Origin of the sequence: Roseibium sp. (assembly GCF_965229775.1) — a bacterium.
GTDB lineage: Bacteria > Pseudomonadota > Alphaproteobacteria > Rhizobiales > Stappiaceae > Roseibium.
Genome location: NZ_OZ245929.1, coordinates 2,700,144 through 2,717,643 on the forward strand (window position 1 = coordinate 2,700,144; position 17,500 = coordinate 2,717,643).

Below are 17,500 nucleotides of genomic sequence, written 5' to 3' on the forward strand. Positions count from 1 at the left end.
AACTCTAGCGTTCGGTCAACCCGCATTGTCCGGCCGATGCGTCTGCGGCCAGGAAAGGTGCAAGCACCTTCATCTGCGGCCGGATCTGTCCATCGACAGGCTGCAGCGACAGGGGATAGTTGCCCCACCAGTCGCCCGCTGCCCAGGCGGTCCACCCGATCCAGGTATCGCTGTTGTCGTTCAGATAGCCCACCATGTCCCGGAGACCCTGGAGGCACTCCTGTGATGTGGTGCCGCCGAATTCACCCACGAAGCCCCTGTAGTCATGCTTTTCCATCCAGGCAGCGACCTGCTTCAGGGCGTCAATCGCATCATCGGCGCGCGGACAGCTGTCATGCGTTCCCGAGTAGTCTTCGTCGAGATACTGGTGAACCTCGAACGCGAAATTGTCCTGCGGGTCGCGAACGGCCTCCGCGTGCTCTGCATTTGAACCGCCCTCCTGCGGATCGAACCAGTGTGAGGCTCCGGTCCAGATTGTGCCGGGCACGAGCACCAGCTGGTTCGAACCGGCTTGTCTGATGGCGTCGAGGCCGGCTTGCGCGGCTTCGAACCAGGTCTTTGCCAAAATATCCGCCGGCTCGTTCATCAGGCCGAGGACGACCTTGTCGTTCGATGCGAAATACGGCGTCAGCCGCCGCCAGAAATCGCCCAGCGCGTCCGCGCTGACCACGCCATTCCCGATCCTGTCGCCGCGGTATTCGGCGTAATTGTGCAAGTCGAGGATGACTGTCAGCCCCCGGCTCGTTGCCGCCTGAACCGTGACCTGCAGCCGCGCGAGTTCTGCCGGGTCGAAATCTCCGTAGAGCTCCGGCTGCAGCCGCTCCCACCGGAATGGCAACCGGATCGCCGTCATCGATTGCGCCGCTGCCCAGTCGAGTGTCGTATCGGAGGGGTATATGTACCCTTCGCCATGCTTCGCGTCCGGTCCGCCGAATTCGGCACCTGCAATGTTGACGCCGCGCAGGCAGCCGGTTGCCTGAACCGCCGTTCCGCAGAGGGTGAATATGAGCGCAAACGAAGTGAGCAGGCGGACCGGACCGCTCGCTCCTGTCCGGCGTGAGAAAAAGCGAACGTGTCGGGTCGGATGGTTCTGTCGCACGGAGGGCCTGTCGGTTCCCGGATGATGGGTTGGATAAAGATCTTGTTGACAGGCAGGTGATAATGTCAAACCGGACACAGGCAGACAACACCCCTCAACCGGATCATTCAAATGGACGCAACAGGTCAGCGAGGCAACGTTCACGACGCCGCGCCGGCCTTTTCAGACAAGTCTGTCGTTCATGTTGTCAGGCAGTTCTCTCCGAGCATCGGAGGGCTGGAGGATGTGGTCAAGAACCTGGCGCTTCATCAGAAGGACCGGTTTGCAGACGTCAAGGTCGTGACGCTGGACCGTCTCTTTACCGACCCGGCCACCAGGCTGCCCGGCCATGAAGTGATTGACGGCATCGATGTCGTGCGCATCCCGTATCGCGGCAGCTCGCGGTATCCGATCGCTCCTTCTGTTCTGGGCGAGATTGCGAATGCCGCCCTTGTGCATGTTCACGCGATCGATTTCTTTTACGACTTCCTGGCGCTCACGAAACTTTTTCACCGCAGGACGCTCGTCGCCACAAGCCACGGCGGGTTTTTCCACACGCGAAAGTTCGCCCGGCTGAAAAAGGTCTGGTTCAACACGCTGACGCGTCTATCAACACACCAGTACGCCGCGCTCGTGTGCTGCAGCGGCAGCGACCTGGAGCTGTTCAACCGGATTGCGCCCCGGAAGACGTCATTGATCGAAAACGGTGTCGACGTCGGCAAATTCGGGGATGCAGCAGCGCAAAAGCCACGGAAATGCCTGCTGACACTTGGCCGTTTTTCCGCCAACAAGCGGCTGGACCGCTTGCTGGATGTGATGGCAACGCTGTGCGCCACGGACCCGGCCTGGCATCTGGACATCGCGGGCATGGAATCCGATCTGACCGGCGGCCAGCTTGCGGAAATGGCCGAGGCACGCGGACTTTCAGACAGCGTCGCGGTTCATGTCGGGCTTTCGGACACAGAGTTGAAGGCGCTGACCGCGCAGAGCAGTTTTTTTGTCAGCGCCTCGGAATACGAGGGCTTCGGGCTCGTTCTGATCGAAACAATGAGTGCCGGTCTGCTGCCCGTTGTGGAGGCGAACGAAGCCTTCAGCGCCGTTGCACGCAAACACGAAATCGTTCGCACGGTTGACTTTGCCGACTGCCGCCGGGCGGCCGATGCCTTGCAGGCCGGCTTCCAGGATCTGTGCGAACAACCTGACCTGCGCGAGAACGCCATCACCGCGGCGAGCGGCTATGGCTGGTCCGCAAAGGCGCGCGAATATGAAGACCTTTACAGGGCCGTGATCCCGGCCTGAGCCCAGGCAACTCGCACCCTGCTACCTGACATCATGAGCTCTGGCGGCCGCGGGCATCAAACGAAGGCCGGTCTCTGGTCCGCATCACGTCAGCGGCGCCTGCCGCGACCCAGAACAGGGCTGCCAGCTTGATGGAATAGAACGAATTGGAAATCGTCATGAGCAGCGCGATATAGGTCGCCGCGAGTGCCTTGAACTGGATGGCGCGCTGATCTTCGATCGGTGCGAACATGTAGGCGGTCCAAAGCGCCATCAGCCCGACAGCGCCGATCTGTGCAAGCGAATAGGCAAAGCCATTGTCGGCGAGGAACGGGATGTTCCTCTCCACGCCGAACAGGATCTCCGGTGTAACCTTCTGGAGCAGCTGGCTGGCATGAAGCAGGCGTCCACCCAGATCGTCCGTCCAGCCGATGGTCGTGGACCATCCGCCGTAGAGCGCAAGTGCGAACAGCACCAGGAGCGGCAGCGCCCACCAGCTGACCCGGGGCAGAATACGCCCCAGTATGGCGGCGGCGATCAGGGCAAAACAGACGAGCATGCCGAAGCGGGCGTCAGGCAGCACGACCGCCACGAAGGCCGCCAGGAACATGAGCAGGCGGTGCCGCATACCGCTCCGGAACAGCGCCCACAGGCACAGGAACGCGCCAAAATTTCCCATCGTCACAGGTTCGAGAAACACCGAGGATGCACGGACATTGCCCAGAAAGGCAAGGAAATTGCGGCCGCCGATGCGCGTGCTGGAGACGAACAGGTTGGATCCTTCGACGAAATTCGCATCGGCGGTCAGCGTCCCCCGCGCGACATAGTAGTCGAATATGCTGACGATGCGTGTGTAGATGTCCAGAAAGAGGAACTCGAAGAATCCGACCGCAAGCACAAGGATCGTGCAGATCCAGACCAGCCTGTCGGCATCCTCGATCCTCCTGATGTTCCGGCCGATCATGTAAAAGACGATCGGGATCAGGAAATCGCGGATGGCCTTGAGGTCAAGCTCGGGGCGCAGCGCCAGGATGAGGCCCATGTAGCTGAAGTAGAGCAGCAGAAGCAGCAAAAGCACGCTGTTGCGGCTGAAGACGAGGAACAGGGCCGCAGACAGCAACGCCATTTCGCACAGTATGACAAGGCTCTCGGATATCCGGAAGGCGTTGGTGTTTACGAAGGCCAGGGCGAAGTTGAAAAGCAGCGTACCGGCAACGACCGCATAGACGCATCGGAGCCAGAGACGGTATTGCGCCGCGTCCTGCAAGTGCTGTGTCGGCCAGGACTGGCTCTGGTCATACGGGGTTGAGTACGACATTTCCGACGATCCGGTCGAACCAGGGTTCCAGGAAAGCTGCGGCGTGCTCGAATTCGGCTGAATTGGTGTTACCGACGGCGGTGATCAGGACGATACAGTCGCAGTGCCGCAGGAGAACCGGAAGCATCGGGCTCTCGTCGATATGTCCGGCGTCGATGAGGAGGATGTCTTCATACGAGGATCCGAGATCCGCTCCGGAAGCGTATTTCTTGCGGGTGTCGATCTGTTCCACGCTGAGGTAGCCGGACAGTCCATGACCGTAGCCGGCATGCATCGGCGGTACCGTTTCCCGCGTGCCGCCGAGTTTGGCAATGGCCTGGCTGAAAGCCTCGATCCGCGAATTCCGGGATACCGGTCTTGCCTGCATCTCCTCGGCAGTGCCGCGTCCGGGAGATGTATGCGCAAACAGGATGTCTTCGCCCATGTCGTGCAGTTCTTCCGCAACACCGCGCACGAAGCCTGCGGTGTTGCCGGTCCTTCCGACCGAAAGCGCAAGAATGTTCGCCGGACGATTGTGGTCGATCGCATGCCGGAGTGCGTAAGCCACCCGTGCACGTGCGATCGCGGATTTGTTCTGTTCGAAGGATTGCGGCTTGCCGAACAGGCGCGGCGACGGGATCCGTGCGGAAACGCCTCGTGCGGACGGGTTGCTCAGATTGGCGAGGATCGGCGCGCCGGTCTGTGCAACCAGCTGCCGCTCCGAGACCATCGGTCCTTTCAGGACGGTCAGGGCGACGGCGCCTGAGGCAGCGACGGCAAATCCGAAAACCAGAGCCGCCGCGAGCACAACGATCTTCCGGGGGCCATTGGCGTTGGTCGGCACGGAGGCCTCGGACAGGATGCGCGTCGAATTCGTGTCGACATCGGGCAGCTCTTCCAGCTCCCGCGAGCGTTTGAGAAAGGCTTCGTAGACGGCCCGGCTCGCGTCGGCTTCGCTCTGCAGCTGGCGCAATTCGATCAGGGCCTTGCCTTGAAGACTGTTCTGCGACTGCAGGTTCTTGGACTGGAGTTCAAGTGCATTGACCGTTGACTGTGCCTGTTCAAAGCGGCTGCGCACGGCCTGTTTGATACGTTGCAATTCGCTCTTTATTTCCCGCTGCGTGTTGGCGAGCTGAGAGCGCAGTTCACGAAGCGTCGGGTGGTTGGCGCCAAGGGTGGTCTCAGCTTCCGCGACCTGTTGTGCGACCCGTGCATTCTGAACGCGCAAGGAACTCAGGACGGAGTTCCCGGCTCCGGACGGCACGGTTCCCGCTTCGACATCGGAGAGCGTCAGTGGCGCCATCTGGCCGTAAAGCGCCTTGCTGCGCTCAAGGTCGACACGGGCATCCGTTATCTGTGTGTTGAGCGCCTCGATCTGCTGGTCAACGATCGACCCGCCGGAGGTGCTGATCAAACCCTGCTGCGCCTTGTAGGCCTCGACGGCAGCTTCCGCCTCTTCGACCCGCGCGCGCAATTGCACGGCTTGTTTCCCCAGTGTCGACCCGGCCCGGGCAAGTGCTTCCGTCCGGCTGCTGCGTGTCTGCTGGATGTAGGCGTTTGCCGTTTCATTGGCGATCGCGGCGGCAAGATCCGCATCCGGATGTGTGACCGTTATGGAAAAGACGAATGAATCGTCGCGCCGGTTGACGTCGATGATCTCTCTCAGGCCTTCCAGCGTCGCGGTGCGCACATCGACCGATGACCGTGAGCCGTTTGCCGGCCCGCCGAGGACGGCGCCAAGCAGTCTTGCCTTCAGGCCGGGCCTCATGAAATCGGCATTGCCGTCCAGTTTCAGCGTATTGGCGACCTCGTTCAGAACCGCGGCCGACAAGATGACGAAAGCCTGGCTGTCGAGATCCATGCCCTGGAGGGCCTGATTGCCGCGAGATCCGGATGTATCCGCTCCGATGATCTGTACGCCTTCGGGCTGGATCAGCAATTCCGCGCTGGTCTGGTAGACCGGTGTCTTGAGGAATGCGTAGGTAAGCGCCAGCACTGCGAACACGATGGGGCACACGATCAGCCAGACGACATGGCGTCGCAATATCGCCGGTATCTCTGACAAGTCTATCATCGTGCGATCGAACTTCGGTTTCGCTTATGCGCCAGCGCGCTTTGCAATTGATCACGCCCTGTCCGTTTTGTCCCCGCGCGATCGGTCATCAGAACGATTGGTAAACAAACATGATTAACGCATCGCAAATGCATGCCCCGATTACGGGACAGGTCGGCACCCGTGTGAAAATACCAATAACAAAATCTATCGAATTTTATCTTTAATGACACGAAGTATTAATAGTAAATATCTCAAGACTTTTCTTATTAAGTTATTTTAATTGTGTTCGGTCTAAGACAATAAGATCCTGAATAAAGATAAGATGAAAAAGTGCATTCGATACAGTATGGCGCTCATTCAATGAACAAGGTGGACTTGAATCTTCCGATCAGAGTCGGGTCGACGGCCATAGGGCCGCTGTCGATTCTGAGGATGAATTCAGAGGAAGCCGTCCAGCTTGTTCGGACGTCCGTCAAGCTGCGCTATCCGGTCGAGATTGCCATCTGCAATGCACATACGACCCTGACCGCGCTCGATGATCCGGCCTTTGCGGCAACGCTGCAGGAAATGACGCTGCTGAACGATGGCATCGGCATCGACCTTGCCAGCCGGTTTCTGAATGGCAAGGGGTTTCCGGACAATCTGAACGGCACCGACCTGGTGCCGGCAATACTGTCCGAAATTGAATCGCCGCTTCGTATCTTTCTGCTCGGTGCAAACGAAACCAGGGTTCAACTGGCGAAGGAGCATATCGAGCGGGTATATCCCCGTCATCAGGTTGTCGGTGCACGCAATGGCTACTTCGACATGAGCGATTGCAATGCTGTGTGTGCGGAGATCAATCGTACCGCACCGGACCTTCTTCTTGTCGGGATGGGCAATCCGCGGCAGGAGACCTTCATTGTTCAAAATCGCGCCCATCTGGATGCGACGGTCGCAATCGGCGTGGGTGCTCTCTTCGATTTCATGTCGGGATCGGTGATCAGGGCGCCGAAGATGGTTCAGGCCGCGGGCCTGGAATGGCTGTTCCGGTTGCTGCAGGAGCCGCGCCGGCTGTTCCGCCGCTACGTGATCGGGATCCCGCGGTTTTTCGCTGCGCTCGTCAGGCTGAAATACGGCAAAGCCGAACTCTGACGCAAGGTACTAGAACTTTTTCCGGTCCATCAGATCCTGCGCTTTTTTGAGAACTCCGGTGAGATCCGGTGCCGTTTCAGCCTCCGGCAGCTGTGGCCGGTCAATCATGAACACCGGCAATTTGAGCAACCGCGCCGCTTCGATCTTCGCATAGGAGCGTCCGCCTCCGCTGTTTTTCGTCACGACATGCGTGATGCCGTGTTTCCGCAGGAGGCCGGCTTCTTCCGAAGAGGATTGCTGCGGGCGCTGCAGGATCAGGTCCCAGCCCGCCGGCAGCGGTTGCCGGGGCGCTTCGATCATCCGGGCAAGGCAACAGATGTCCCCGCGCCACGTGAATTGCCAGATGTCCTTGCGCCCGACGGCGAGGAACGCTCTGGCATCTTCGGGCAGAGCTTGAGCCGCGTCCCGCATGGAACCGAAATGCATCCAGTCGTCATCGGGAAGCGCTGTCCAGGTGGACCTCTCGAGCCGGATGAGCGGAAGCCGCAGGGCCTGGCATGCCTCGGACGCATTGCGGCTCATCTGCGCGGCGTACGGATGGGTCGCGTCGATGACGAGCGTGACGTCCTCCGAGCGCAGGAAATTGCTCAGCCCGGCAACGCCGCCGAACCCGCCAACCCTGGTCGGTACCCCGAGATCCGGCAGATCCTTGACGACCCCGGCGAAGGAAGCCGTTACGCGTGCGCCGGCAAAACGGTCCGCGAGCTGTTTGGCAAGCTGGCGGGCCTCGAATGTCCCGGCAAGCAGCAGGATGTGGTCAGCCCTCGTCAAAGCCGCATTCTCCGAGGATTTTGCCGTCGCGGTCCGTGACCAGGACTTCCAGCGAAATGGGGGCGTCCCTGAGGATCTCGCGAACCTCCCGTTTCGTGCGTCGTGCCAGGAGGCTGCTCAGATCGAGCTTTTCCTCGCGGGATCTGTCGAGCACCTCTTTGGCTGTATTTGCCGTGGCGGCGTCCGCAACAAGAGACGCGGACGCACCGGCTTCTGTGAGCAGGTCCTGCAAGAAAACGAAATCGACGGAGCTACGCCCGGAATGAAGGTCCAGCGCGCCGTTGGCAAGCTTCGAGAATTTCGCGAAGCCGCCGGAAAGCGTCAGCTTGTCAACCGGGTGCCTGCGCAGGTACTTGAGCAGGCCCCCGGCAAAGTCTCCCATGTCGAGGTAAGCCGTCTCGTCGAGCACGTAACGGCTCCGGACGGCGTCTTCCGATGCCGAACCGGTTGCACCGACGACGTGTTTCAGGCCGATGGCACGGGCCACGTCGATGCCGCGGTGGATCGAGGCAATCCATGCGGCGCAGGAAAACGGGCGCACGATGCCCGTCGTGCCGAGGACCGACAATCCGCCGACAATGCCGAGCCGCGGGTTCATGGTCTTCAGCGCGAGTTCTGCGCCGCCATGGATCGAGATTTCGACCTCTGCATCCGGCAGAGCACCCAACCTGGCTGCGGCCTCCGATATCGCCATTTCGATCATCTGGCGCGGCACGGGATTGATGGCGGGCTCTCCAGGCGGGATCGGCAAGCCCGGTCGCGTGACCGTTCCAACCCCTTCGCCCGCCTTGAACCGGACACCTTCACCTGCGGCCAGCAAACGCACGGTCGAGGTGATCAGCGCGCCATGCGTAACGTCCGGATCGTCGCCCGCATCCTTCGTGATCGTGGCGAAGGCCGAACCGTTCGAGACGCCGTGCCGTGTCAGAACGAAATCCGTTGTTCCCCCCTTGGGCAGGGTGATGTCCACCGGATCGGGGAAGCTGCCGGAATGAAGCGCGGTAAACGCGGCCTTCGCCGCCGCCGTTGCGCAGGCGCCGGTGGTCCAGCCTCGTCTGAGTTCTTTCGGCTCGCTCTTCGACATGATCCTTCTATAGCCGAAGTCTTGAAGCAGCGCGCGCCTCTGCCGCGTAATTGACTGAAATGTCGCATTCCTTTCGATTTCTATCGCTGATTTGCTTGGCGAGCGATGATTTGCCGGATAGACAGGAACGATGAGCGTGTCCGAACTGAACAACACTCTGCCCAAAGGGCTTCCGGAATTCGAATCCGGCTGGGTATGGCTTGCGGGTGCGGGCCCGGGAGATCCGGGGCTGTTGACGCTGCATGCGGTGAACGGTTTGCGCCAGGCCGACGTCGTCGTCTACGACGCGCTTGTCGACAAGAGCATCCTCGATTGGGTCAGGCCGGGCACCATCACCGACTATGCCGGAAAACGCGGCGGCAAGCCGAGCCCGAAACAGCGCGACATCACGTTGAAGCTGATCGACTATGCCCGCTCGGGCAAGCGCGTTCTGCGTCTCAAGGGCGGCGATCCGTTTGTCTTCGGGCGCGGCGGCGAGGAAGCCCTCGGCCTGGTCGAGGCCGGTGTCCCGTTCCGGATCATACCGGGCGTCACCGCCGGGATCGGCGGCCTGGCCTATGCCGGAATTCCCGCAACCCATCGCGACTGCAACCAGGCCGTGACGTTCCTGACCGGACATGACCAGACCGGACTGACGCCGGATGCCGTCAACTGGGACGGCGTCGCCAGGGGATCACCCGTCATCGTGATGTACATGGCAATGAAGCATCTGGAGACGATCGCCGGAAAACTCATGTCGTCCGGACGTTCTGAGCACGAGCCGGTCGGCATCGTGTGCAACGCGTCCCTGGCCGGGCAACAGGTTCTCGAAACCACTTTGGGACGCTGTGCCGAAGAGGCAAAGGCCGCCGGTATCCAGCCGCCGGCCATTGTCTGTGTCGGCGAAGTCGTTCGTCTGCGCGACGGCCTCGATTGGCTGGGCGCGATGTCGGGCAAGGTGCTGAATTCCGATCCGCTCGGCCTCAGGTCCGAAAGCCGCTCGGCAGATGCCGGCTGAGCCTGATGCCGGGGTAGCCAGGGGTCTCCTGATCGCGGCTCCGTCCTCCGGGGCCGGCAAGACCACGCTGACCCTGTCCCTGATCAGGGCGCTCAGGAATGCCGGGCGCTCCGTCGTCTCCGCGAAATCCGGCCCCGACTACATCGATCCGCGCTTTCATGAAGCTGCGAGCGGCACCCCCTGCATCAATCTCGATGCCTGGGCGATGGACGCGGCGACGCTGTCTTCGCTGGCGGCCGGGCAGGGGGCAGGGAACGATCTGATGATCGTCGAAGGGGCCATGGGGCTTTTCGACGGAGCTGCGAACGGGCGCGGATCGGCGGCGGCACTCGCCGCAGCGCTCTCCGTTCCCGTTGTTCTGGTCGTCGACTGCGCCCGGCAATCCCAGTCGGTCGCTGCGCTGGTGCACGGGTTCAATACTTACCGATCGGACATCGACATTGCCGGGGTGATCCTCAATCGCGTCGGCAGCGCGCGCCATGAAGCCATGCTGCGGACGGCTCTCGCACCCCAGGGAGTGAGCGTTTTCGGGGCCTTGCCAAGGTCAATGGATCTGGTTCTGCCCGAAAGACATCTGGGCCTCGTGCAGGCCTTCGAGCATCCTGACCTTGAGGCCTTTCTGGAAAAGGCCGCGGATCTTTGCGCTCGGAACGTCGATCTCGCAGCGGTCGCGGGCGCTTGCGGCATCATTGCCGGTGGCAACCGCGAAGAGACTAGGCTGCCCGTGCCCCTGGGTCAGCGAATTGCGATCGCGCGGGACGTCGCCTTTGCCTTTTGCTATCAGCACCTGCTTGATTTCTGGAGGCGTGAAGGGGCGGAACTCAGTGTCTTCTCACCGCTGGCGGACGAGGGGCCCGAGCCGAGCGCGGATGCCGTCTTCCTGCCCGGAGGCTATCCCGAACTCCACGCCGCGGCTTTGGCTGCCGCCGGAAATTTCAAAGCCGGTCTGCGCGAGGCCGCGCGCGCGGGAGCCCTCATTTACGGGGAATGCGGCGGCTACATGGTTCTCGGGGAGGGGCTGGTCGACGCGGATGGTGCCCGGCATGACATGCTCGGACTTCTACCGCTGGAAACCTCGTTCGCAAAGCGCACACGGCATCTCGGATACCGCAAGGTCGACCCCCTTGGCGGTCTGCCCTGGTCAACGTCCCTGTCGGCGCACGAGTTTCACTACGCCACCATCTTGAGAGAAGGAAACGCGCAGCGTCTCTTCCGCGCAAGTGATGCCGAAGGCAGTACCCTGCCCGACATGGGCCTGCGGGCCGGTACCGTGATGGGGTCATTTGCCCATGTGATTTCGTAAACCGGTTGAACCGCGAACGGGTGTGTTGCTCGCGAGGTTGGTGCCTTTCCGCACATTCTCTCGGCAATTTCTGCAAGCCTGGCTGTCTTTCTTGTCGTCCGGAAACGACAAGAAAGGGACCTGCATGCACATTGTGATCGTGAACCCTCCGCACACGGCGATCGGCAGCCGTATCCCGGATGACCACCTGCCGCCCCTTGGTCTTCTGGCAATCGCCGGTCCCCTGATCGACGATGGTCATCGGGTCGAATTGCTGGATGCGGAATTCGGGCCAATGTCCGCGGCCGAAATTACAAGGTCAGTCGTTTCAGCGGACTGCGACCTTCTCCTGCTCGGCCACTCGGGCTCGACCTCCGCGCATCCGACAGCCGTCGAAATTGCCACGCTGGTCAGGAGAGCCAACCCCCGGATCAGGATCATCTATGGCGGTGTCTTTCCCACCTATCACTGGCGCGAAGTTCTGTGTGACACGCCGGAATTCGACGTGATCGTGCGCGGGGAAGGGGAGGAGACCTGCCGGCAGCTTGTCCTCGCGGTGGCAGCGGGAACACCGCTGCACCGGGTTAACGGTCTTGCCTTCAGGCATAACGGTGAAATTGTTTCGACACCGCCGCAGCCGGTCATTCGTGATCTGGACGCCTACCGGATCGCCTGGGAACTGATCGACTTCAGGAACTATTCCTACTGGGGCCGCAAGCGTGCTGTTGTCGTCCAGTTTTCCAGAGGCTGTCCGCATCCCTGTACCTATTGCGGCCAGCGTGGTTTCTGGACCCAGTGGCGGCATCGAAATCCGGAAAAATTCGCGGCGGAAATCGCATGGCTCCATCGTGTCCATGGCGTTCAGGTGTTCAATTTCGCGGACGAGAATCCGACCTCTTCGAAGAAAATGTGGAAGCGGTTCCTGGAAGCGATTATCGCCGAAGGCATCGACGTGACCCTGGTCGGGTCAACGCGGGCCGACGACATCGTTCGCGATCGCGACCATCTCAATCTTTACCGGAAGGCCGGTATCGAACGGTTCTTGATGGGAATGGAACACACGGACGAAGAAATTCTGCGAAAGGTCAGAAAAGGCGGGTCAACCAGCATCGACAGGCAGGCCATCGACTTGATGCGCCGGCATGGGATGCTCTCGATGGCGACCTGGGTCGTCGGTTTCGAGGAGGAACGGGACCGGGACTATTGGCGGGTCTTGCGCCTGCTGCTGTCTTACGACCCGGATCAGATCCAGTCGCTTTACGTCACGCCGCACCGCTGGACGCCCCTCTTTCGCGACATACGCCACCGGAAGGTCATTCAGCTGGATCAGCGCAAGTGGGACTACAAGCACCAGGTGCTCGCGACACGCCATGTGCCGCCCTGGCGTGTCTTCTTGTGGGTCAAGCTCATCGAGTTTGTCGTCCAGTCCCGGCCAAAGGCCATCTGGCGGCTCCTGACCTTCAAAGACCCGAAGCTCCGGCACGCGCAGAGATGGTACTACCAGATGGGCAAACGTGTCTGGTTTCACGAAGTGTTCGGATTTCTGTTTCGGGACAACAGGACGGCAACCGGCCCGACGGTTGCGGAGTTCTGGGGCGACAGTCTGGAAAACGAGAATTCCATGGCTCGTGGTCCGGTTGAAAAGCCCGCGCTGAAAACGAAACAAGCCGGTCCGGTGCGGGCTTAGGCCATGGCTGTGAACCGCGCCCTGGCCATTGAAAGTCCCACCGGACGGGTTGGGATCAGGACGCCTTGGCTTTCTTTTTCGGCCTCAGGACATGTACATGGTCGGCGTCGTAGAGCGCGCTGTCGCGGAAGTCTTCCCCCGGTTTCAGCGCATGGCCGACGAAGATCAGCGCGGTGCGGGTGATCTTGGCCTTGCGCACCTCTGCGGCAATCGTTGACAGCGTGCCGCGGATGAAGGTTTCATCCGGCCAGCCGACCCGGTAGGCCACGATGACCGGACAGTCCGCGCCGTAATGCGGCGTCAGCTGGCGTTCGATTTCGCGCAGGTTCCGGATAGACAGGTGGATCGCAAGCGTCGCGCCGCTCTTGCCGAGTGTATCGAGATCCTCGTTATTCGGCATGGCCGACGACTGCATCGCCGTGCGGGTGACGATGACCGTCTGTGCGACTTCCGGGATCGTCAGTTCGGCTTTCAGCGCGGCCGCAGCGGCGGCGAAGGCAGGCACGCCGGGGGTGACGTCGTAGTCGATCCCGAGCGCATCGAGGCGGCGCATCTGTTCGGCCGTCGCGCCGTAGATCGACGGATCGCCGGAATGGACCCGGGCGACGTCCAGGCCCTCTGCATGGGCCTTCTTGATTTCGTCGACAATGTCATCGAGCGTCATCGGCGCGGTGTCGATCACGCGCGCGCCTTCGGGCGCTGCGGCAACGATTTGCTCCGGTACGAGCGAGCCTGCATAGAGGCAGACCGGACAGGACTGGATCAATCTCAATCCGCGCACCGTGATGAGGTCGGGATCGCCGGGCCCCGCGCCGATGAAATGAACGGTCATTGGATGTCTTCTGCCTCTTCGGTTTCCGGCGCGGTCTCGGCGCTGTCCGGTTTCGGTGCATCGATCCGCTTGGCATAGCCGCGCGGTGTATAGACGAAAATGCTGCCGTCGCCCTTCATGATCGCTCGCGTGTTCGATGACCCGACCAGGACCGTCGTGAGCATGTCGACTTCGTCGACGGTGAGCGCTTCGAGGGTGGTGACTTTCAGTGTCTCTTCCGGCCGTCCGAGATTGACGCCGAGAACAACGGGTGTCGTCGGCGGCCGGTGCTCCAGCAGGATCTCCCGCGCAGCGGCAAGCTGCGTGCGCCGGCGCTTGGAGACCGGATTGTAGAACGCGATCACGAAGTCGCCTTGGGCCGCGGCCTTGAGCCGGGCCTCGATGGATTCCCAGGGGGTCAGCAGGTCGGAGAGCGAGATGGCGCAGAAGTCATGACCGAGCGGGGCACCGATCCGAGCAGAACAGGCCTGGAGCGCCGATATGCCCGGCGCATTGGTGACGCTGACACGTTTGGCGGCATCCGAGACACCGCCGAATTCCTCGTTCCGGTGCAGCAGTTCGTAGACCAGCGCGCCCATCGCGTAGATGCCGGCATCGCCGGACGAGATCAGGGCAACGTTCTTGCCCTTGCCGGCTTCCTCCAGCGCGAACCGCACCCGGTCCTCTTCGGCGCCAAGCGGGAAATTGTGGTGCTTCTTTCCGGTGATGTGGGTGTCGACGATATCGAGATAGAGCGAATATCCGACCACGTCCGTGGCGTCCGCCAGGAGCTTCGTGGCTTCGGGCGTCCGCCAGTCGTCCTTGCCCGGCCCGATGCCGATTACCGACAGGTGTCCTCGCGCGCGGCCGACCGTTTCCGGGTCGATCGGCTGGGGCGCACGGGCAATCGCGCAGGTTGCGTTTTCCGTTTTCTGCTTCTCGACAACGAGCGATCCGAACGGACCGGAGGCGGCAAGCGAAGCACCTTCCGACACGCCGTGGCAGCCGACTTCCTGGAAGACGATGTTGGACGGGTTCTTCAGACGCGGGGTCTCGCGCTGAAGTTCCACTGCCGAAAAGACCCGAAGCGGCACGTCCAGATATTTGGCGAGTTCAAGAACCGCGGTTTCGTCGGACTTCAGCTCAATCGTCGTCACACAGGCGACGGCACCCCTGGCGATCCCGGCGTCAGCCAATTGCGTTTCGACAAGATCAATAAGCTCCTTCGGGTCGCAATAGCGGGCGCAGCCAACACCGATGGCATATTTTTGGGGATGGTAGACAAGCTGCGTCGGCCCGCCTTCCGTCGGTTTCTCGGTGGCTGTCAGAGTAATCGCGGCGTCATCGGACGTGTTGAGATCCGCCTTTGTGAGCCAGTCGGCGGTTCCCTCGATGCGGACTTCCGCGCCGGACAGCAGCTCCGCCATGACGGGTTTGGCATCTTCCGGATTGGCAAGCAGCCAGCCCTTGGGCGGTACGTCGAGCGCGATGCCGAGCTTTGTGTCCCCGGCCGTCGTGATGGCCGCGTGCCCGCGGAGCGACTTCGCCAGGATCCTGGCCAGTTCGTTGGCACCGCGATGTCCGCCGAGAAGCGGCACGATGCTGGAACCGTCCTCGGAAACCGCGATCACGGGGGGCTCGGTGCGTTTGTCGCCGAGGATGGGCGCGAGCGCGCGGATCAGTATGCCACTGGCGCAGAAGCCGACGATCGGATGTCCGGCCTTGAAAAGCAGCTGCAGGTGCTCGATCGTTTCATTGAACTGGGTGTCTGCCGTCGGGACACGCCCGGCCAGACCGTGAATGCGCGCCGTGGAAAACCGGCGCGCGACATCTTCTGCGGTGTCCAGCCCTGCCTGGTTCAGGACGAATAGGATGGGGGAAGCGTCCACGCTTCGTCTCCCTTGTAAATGAGGATCATGGAAAAATAGGGTGCCGTCTCCGCATCAAGGTCGATCAGGCGGTGCACCTTCTGCTTGTCAAGGCTGGCCCGCTCGACATAGCCGGCCTGTTCCAGAAGGCCCATGCGATCGAGCAGCGCCCTGAGACGGGCCAGGTGCCGGCCGACCTTCATGATCGCCACCGCCTGGGCCTCTTCGATCTTTTCCTCGATTGCGTCGTCCGGCAACGGCCCGGGTATCACCGTGAGCACGTCGTTTCTGGAGGTGAGTGGCCGCTGAAGCTGCGCCGCGCAGGCCGTCAGCGAGGTCACGCCCGGCACGACTTCTATCTCGAAACGGTCGCACAGCCGCTCGAACAGATACATGAACGAGCCGTAGAAGAACGGGTCGCCCTCGCACAGCGTGACGACATCTTCGCCGGTGGCAAGCACCTCCGCGATCTCGGCCGCAGCCTTGTCGTAAATCTCCTGCGCCGGAAAACGTTCGACACGCATGGGAACGACAATCGGAATCTCGCGTGCGTCCTGCGGGATGGTCGACGCGGCGATCGAGCGCGCAAAGCTCTCGCCGGTGTCGGGCGCGGGGTAGGCAATGACTTTCGCCGAAGAGATCAGCCGGTGGGCCTTCAGCGTCATGAGTTCCGGATCTCCGGGGCCGAGACCGATGCCGAACAGGGTTCCGCTCATGATTTTTCAAGGCTCCATTGCGTCACCGGCATCAGCGGCCGCCAGCCGGTCAGGCCGCCGACGGGACTTGCGCGATGGATCGAGAGTTTTTTCAAGGAACCGCCGTGTTTCTGGTAGGCGGCAAGCAGAACCGCCTCGCTTTCCAGTGTCACGGCGTTGGCAACGAGCCGGCCGCCGGTAGGGAGCGCATCAAGCGAGGTGTCGATGATGCCGGGTGCCGTCAGACCGCCGCCGATGAAGACGGCGTCCGGCCGGGCCAGGCCATCGAGGCCTTCGGGAGCCGTTGCGTCAACAAGTTCCAGATGCGGGACGCCGAGGGCGATCGCGTTTTCCGCCGCCATCTTGCGCCGTTCCGCGTGTGGCTCCAGACCGATGGCACGGGTGCGGTTCGCAGCCCGCAGCCATTCGATGGCGACCGAACCGCAGCCTGCACCGACGTCCCACAAGAGTGCGCCCGGATGCGGTTTCAGTTCGCCGAGCGTCACCGCGCGAATGTCCTGTTTGGTCATCTTGCCGTCATGGCGGAAGGCGTCGTCGGAAAGACCGGGAACGCGGGTGCGTACGCGTGTTCCCGGGTCGGCCGTGACGTCGAGGGCCAGCGTATGAAAGGCGGCCACTTCGCCTGACCAGTCTTCGGCAATGCCGCTTGTCCGCCGCTCCTTCTCGCCGCCGAGATGTTCAAGCACGGTGATCCGGGTGCGTCCGTAGCCTTCATCCGCGAGCAGGTCGGCAACCTGCCGCGGTGTCTCCGGACCGCTCGTCAGAACCAGAAGGCGCGCGCCGGGGTAGAGCGCGCAACGCAGAAGGTCGACCGGCCGGCCGTGCACGGAAAGACACTCGCAGTCCTGAAGAGGCCAGCCCATGCGGGAGGCCGCCAGCTGGAAAGCGGAGGGCGATGGCAAGACCGTCATGTCCTGCGGATCGAACCGCCGGACAAGGGATGACCCGAAGCCGAACCACATCGGGTCGCCGGTCGCAAGTACGGCGACCTGTCGCGATCGGAGCGCTTCCAGGTCGGTGAAGACGGTGGCAAACGGGGATGGCCAGGTTCTTTTTTCGGCAGCGAAATCGCCTGCGAGCGCCAGGTGCCGCGCACCGCCATAGACGACATCGGCACCCGCCAACGCCTCCCGGCCGCCGGGTGCGAGAACGCCGTCCTCGCCGATCCCGACCAGCGTCAGCCAAGGGGAGCTCATGTGTCCTCCAGCCGATAGGGTTTGGGCGGTGTCTTTGGCGTCAGTTCCGCGGGGCTGGCGTCAGTCTGCGGTACGGCCTGCTTCATCCCCTGCGATTTCCGGGTCAGCGGACCATCTGTCGTCGCGTTACCCGTCTCATCGACGGAAGCCGGCCGGCCGCCGGAATGCGACAGGAACCCGCGCGAGCGCATGGGCTTTCCCGCACCGCTTGATTTCAGATCCTTGCGCCGTCCCGGTCCCGTCAT

15 protein-coding genes are annotated in these 17,500 nt (G+C 62.0%); 5 read left to right on the forward strand and 10 right to left on the reverse strand.

Annotated elements, in window-relative coordinates:
• Window positions 1–4 precede the first annotated feature (4 nt).
• Window positions 5–1,099, reverse strand: a complete 1,095-nt coding sequence (locus ACO07N_RS12285; RefSeq protein WP_421981290.1) for a glycoside hydrolase family 5 protein — start codon at window positions 1,097–1,099, stop codon at window positions 5–7.
• A 111-nt stretch (window positions 1,100–1,210) separates the two neighbouring features.
• On the opposite strand from ACO07N_RS12285, the gene ACO07N_RS12290 reads away from it, so the two are divergent.
• Window positions 1,211–2,377: a glycosyltransferase family 4 protein gene (locus tag ACO07N_RS12290; RefSeq protein ID WP_421981291.1), complete on the forward strand. Its 1,167-nt coding sequence runs from the start codon at window positions 1,211–1,213 to the stop codon at window positions 2,375–2,377.
• A gap of 31 nt (window positions 2,378–2,408) precedes the next feature.
• Here the strand turns inward: ACO07N_RS12290 and ACO07N_RS12295 are convergent, their stop codons facing one another.
• Both ACO07N_RS12295 and ACO07N_RS12300 read right to left on the reverse strand, forming a co-directional pair.
• The gene (locus ACO07N_RS12295; RefSeq protein ID WP_421981292.1) at window positions 2,409–3,674 is read right to left on the reverse strand and encodes a UDP-phosphate alpha N-acetylglucosaminyltransferase; all 1,266 of its coding nucleotides are present in this window, start codon (window positions 3,672–3,674) and stop codon (window positions 2,409–2,411) included.
• Window positions 3,652–5,727, reverse strand: a complete 2,076-nt coding sequence (locus tag ACO07N_RS12300; RefSeq protein ID WP_421981293.1) for a GumC family protein — start codon at window positions 5,725–5,727, stop codon at window positions 3,652–3,654. Before ACO07N_RS12300 ends, ACO07N_RS12295 begins: the two co-directional genes overlap by 23 nt.
• 414 nt (window positions 5,728–6,141) lie before the next feature.
• Here ACO07N_RS12300 and ACO07N_RS12305 point away from each other — a divergent pair, with 414 nt between their 5' ends.
• Entirely contained in the window at window positions 6,142–6,843 is a 702-nt protein-coding gene (locus ACO07N_RS12305) for a WecB/TagA/CpsF family glycosyltransferase (protein ID WP_421981294.1), read from the forward strand.
• Between the two features lie 9 nt (window positions 6,844–6,852).
• Here the strand turns inward: ACO07N_RS12305 and ACO07N_RS12310 are convergent, their stop codons facing one another.
• Both ACO07N_RS12310 and ACO07N_RS12315 read right to left on the reverse strand, forming a co-directional pair.
• On the reverse strand, window positions 6,853–7,614 hold the full coding sequence (locus tag ACO07N_RS12310) for a cobalt-precorrin-6A reductase (protein ID WP_421981295.1): 762 nt from the start codon (window positions 7,612–7,614) through the stop codon (window positions 6,853–6,855).
• A complete protein-coding gene (locus ACO07N_RS12315; protein ID WP_421981296.1) occupies window positions 7,601–8,698 on the reverse strand; it encodes a cobalt-precorrin-5B (C(1))-methyltransferase in 1,098 nt (365 codons plus the stop codon). The genes ACO07N_RS12310 and ACO07N_RS12315 overlap by 14 nt, the downstream gene beginning before the upstream one ends.
• Before the next feature lie 130 nt (window positions 8,699–8,828).
• Here ACO07N_RS12315 and cobA point away from each other — a divergent pair, with 130 nt between their 5' ends.
• The 3 genes from cobA (at window position 8,829) to bchE (ending at window position 12,664) form a co-directional block, all read left to right on the forward strand.
• Window positions 8,829–9,695: a uroporphyrinogen-III C-methyltransferase gene (gene cobA, locus ACO07N_RS12320; RefSeq protein ID WP_421981297.1), complete on the forward strand. Its 867-nt coding sequence runs from the start codon at window positions 8,829–8,831 to the stop codon at window positions 9,693–9,695.
• The gene (locus ACO07N_RS12325) at window positions 9,685–10,998 is read left to right on the forward strand and encodes a cobyrinate a,c-diamide synthase (protein WP_421981298.1); all 1,314 of its coding nucleotides are present in this window, start codon (window positions 9,685–9,687) and stop codon (window positions 10,996–10,998) included. The genes cobA and ACO07N_RS12325 overlap by 11 nt, the downstream gene beginning before the upstream one ends.
• Before the next feature lie 124 nt (window positions 10,999–11,122).
• Window positions 11,123–12,664 (forward strand): magnesium-protoporphyrin IX monomethyl ester anaerobic oxidative cyclase, encoded by a 1,542-nt coding sequence (gene bchE, locus ACO07N_RS12330; RefSeq protein ID WP_421981299.1) that lies wholly within the window; start codon window positions 11,123–11,125, stop codon window positions 12,662–12,664.
• 55 nt (window positions 12,665–12,719) lie between these two features.
• Here the strand turns inward: bchE and cobM are convergent, their stop codons facing one another.
• The 5 genes from cobM to ACO07N_RS12355 are packed head-to-tail and all read right to left on the reverse strand — an operon-like array spanning window position 12,720 to window position 17,500.
• The gene (cobM, locus tag ACO07N_RS12335) at window positions 12,720–13,496 is read right to left on the reverse strand and encodes a precorrin-4 C(11)-methyltransferase (protein ID WP_421981300.1); all 777 of its coding nucleotides are present in this window, start codon (window positions 13,494–13,496) and stop codon (window positions 12,720–12,722) included.
• Complete coding sequence (gene cobJ, locus ACO07N_RS12340; protein WP_421981301.1) at window positions 13,493–15,364, reverse strand: precorrin-3B C(17)-methyltransferase; 1,872 nt, start codon at window positions 15,362–15,364, stop codon at window positions 13,493–13,495. Before cobJ ends, cobM begins: the two co-directional genes overlap by 4 nt.
• Window positions 15,334–16,059, reverse strand: coding sequence for a precorrin-2 C(20)-methyltransferase (gene cobI, locus ACO07N_RS12345; protein ID WP_421981302.1), 726 nt, complete (start codon window positions 16,057–16,059; stop codon window positions 15,334–15,336). Before cobI ends, cobJ begins: the two co-directional genes overlap by 31 nt.
• Complete coding sequence (gene cbiE, locus ACO07N_RS12350; protein ID WP_421981303.1) at window positions 16,056–17,255, reverse strand: precorrin-6y C5,15-methyltransferase (decarboxylating) subunit CbiE; 1,200 nt, start codon at window positions 17,253–17,255, stop codon at window positions 16,056–16,058. The genes cobI and cbiE overlap by 4 nt, the downstream gene beginning before the upstream one ends.
• Window positions 17,252–17,500 carry a hypothetical protein gene (locus ACO07N_RS12355; RefSeq protein ID WP_421981304.1) on the reverse strand — a complete coding sequence of 83 codons (249 nt, stop codon included), beginning with the start codon at window positions 17,498–17,500 and terminating at the stop codon, window positions 17,252–17,254. The genes cbiE and ACO07N_RS12355 overlap by 4 nt, the downstream gene beginning before the upstream one ends.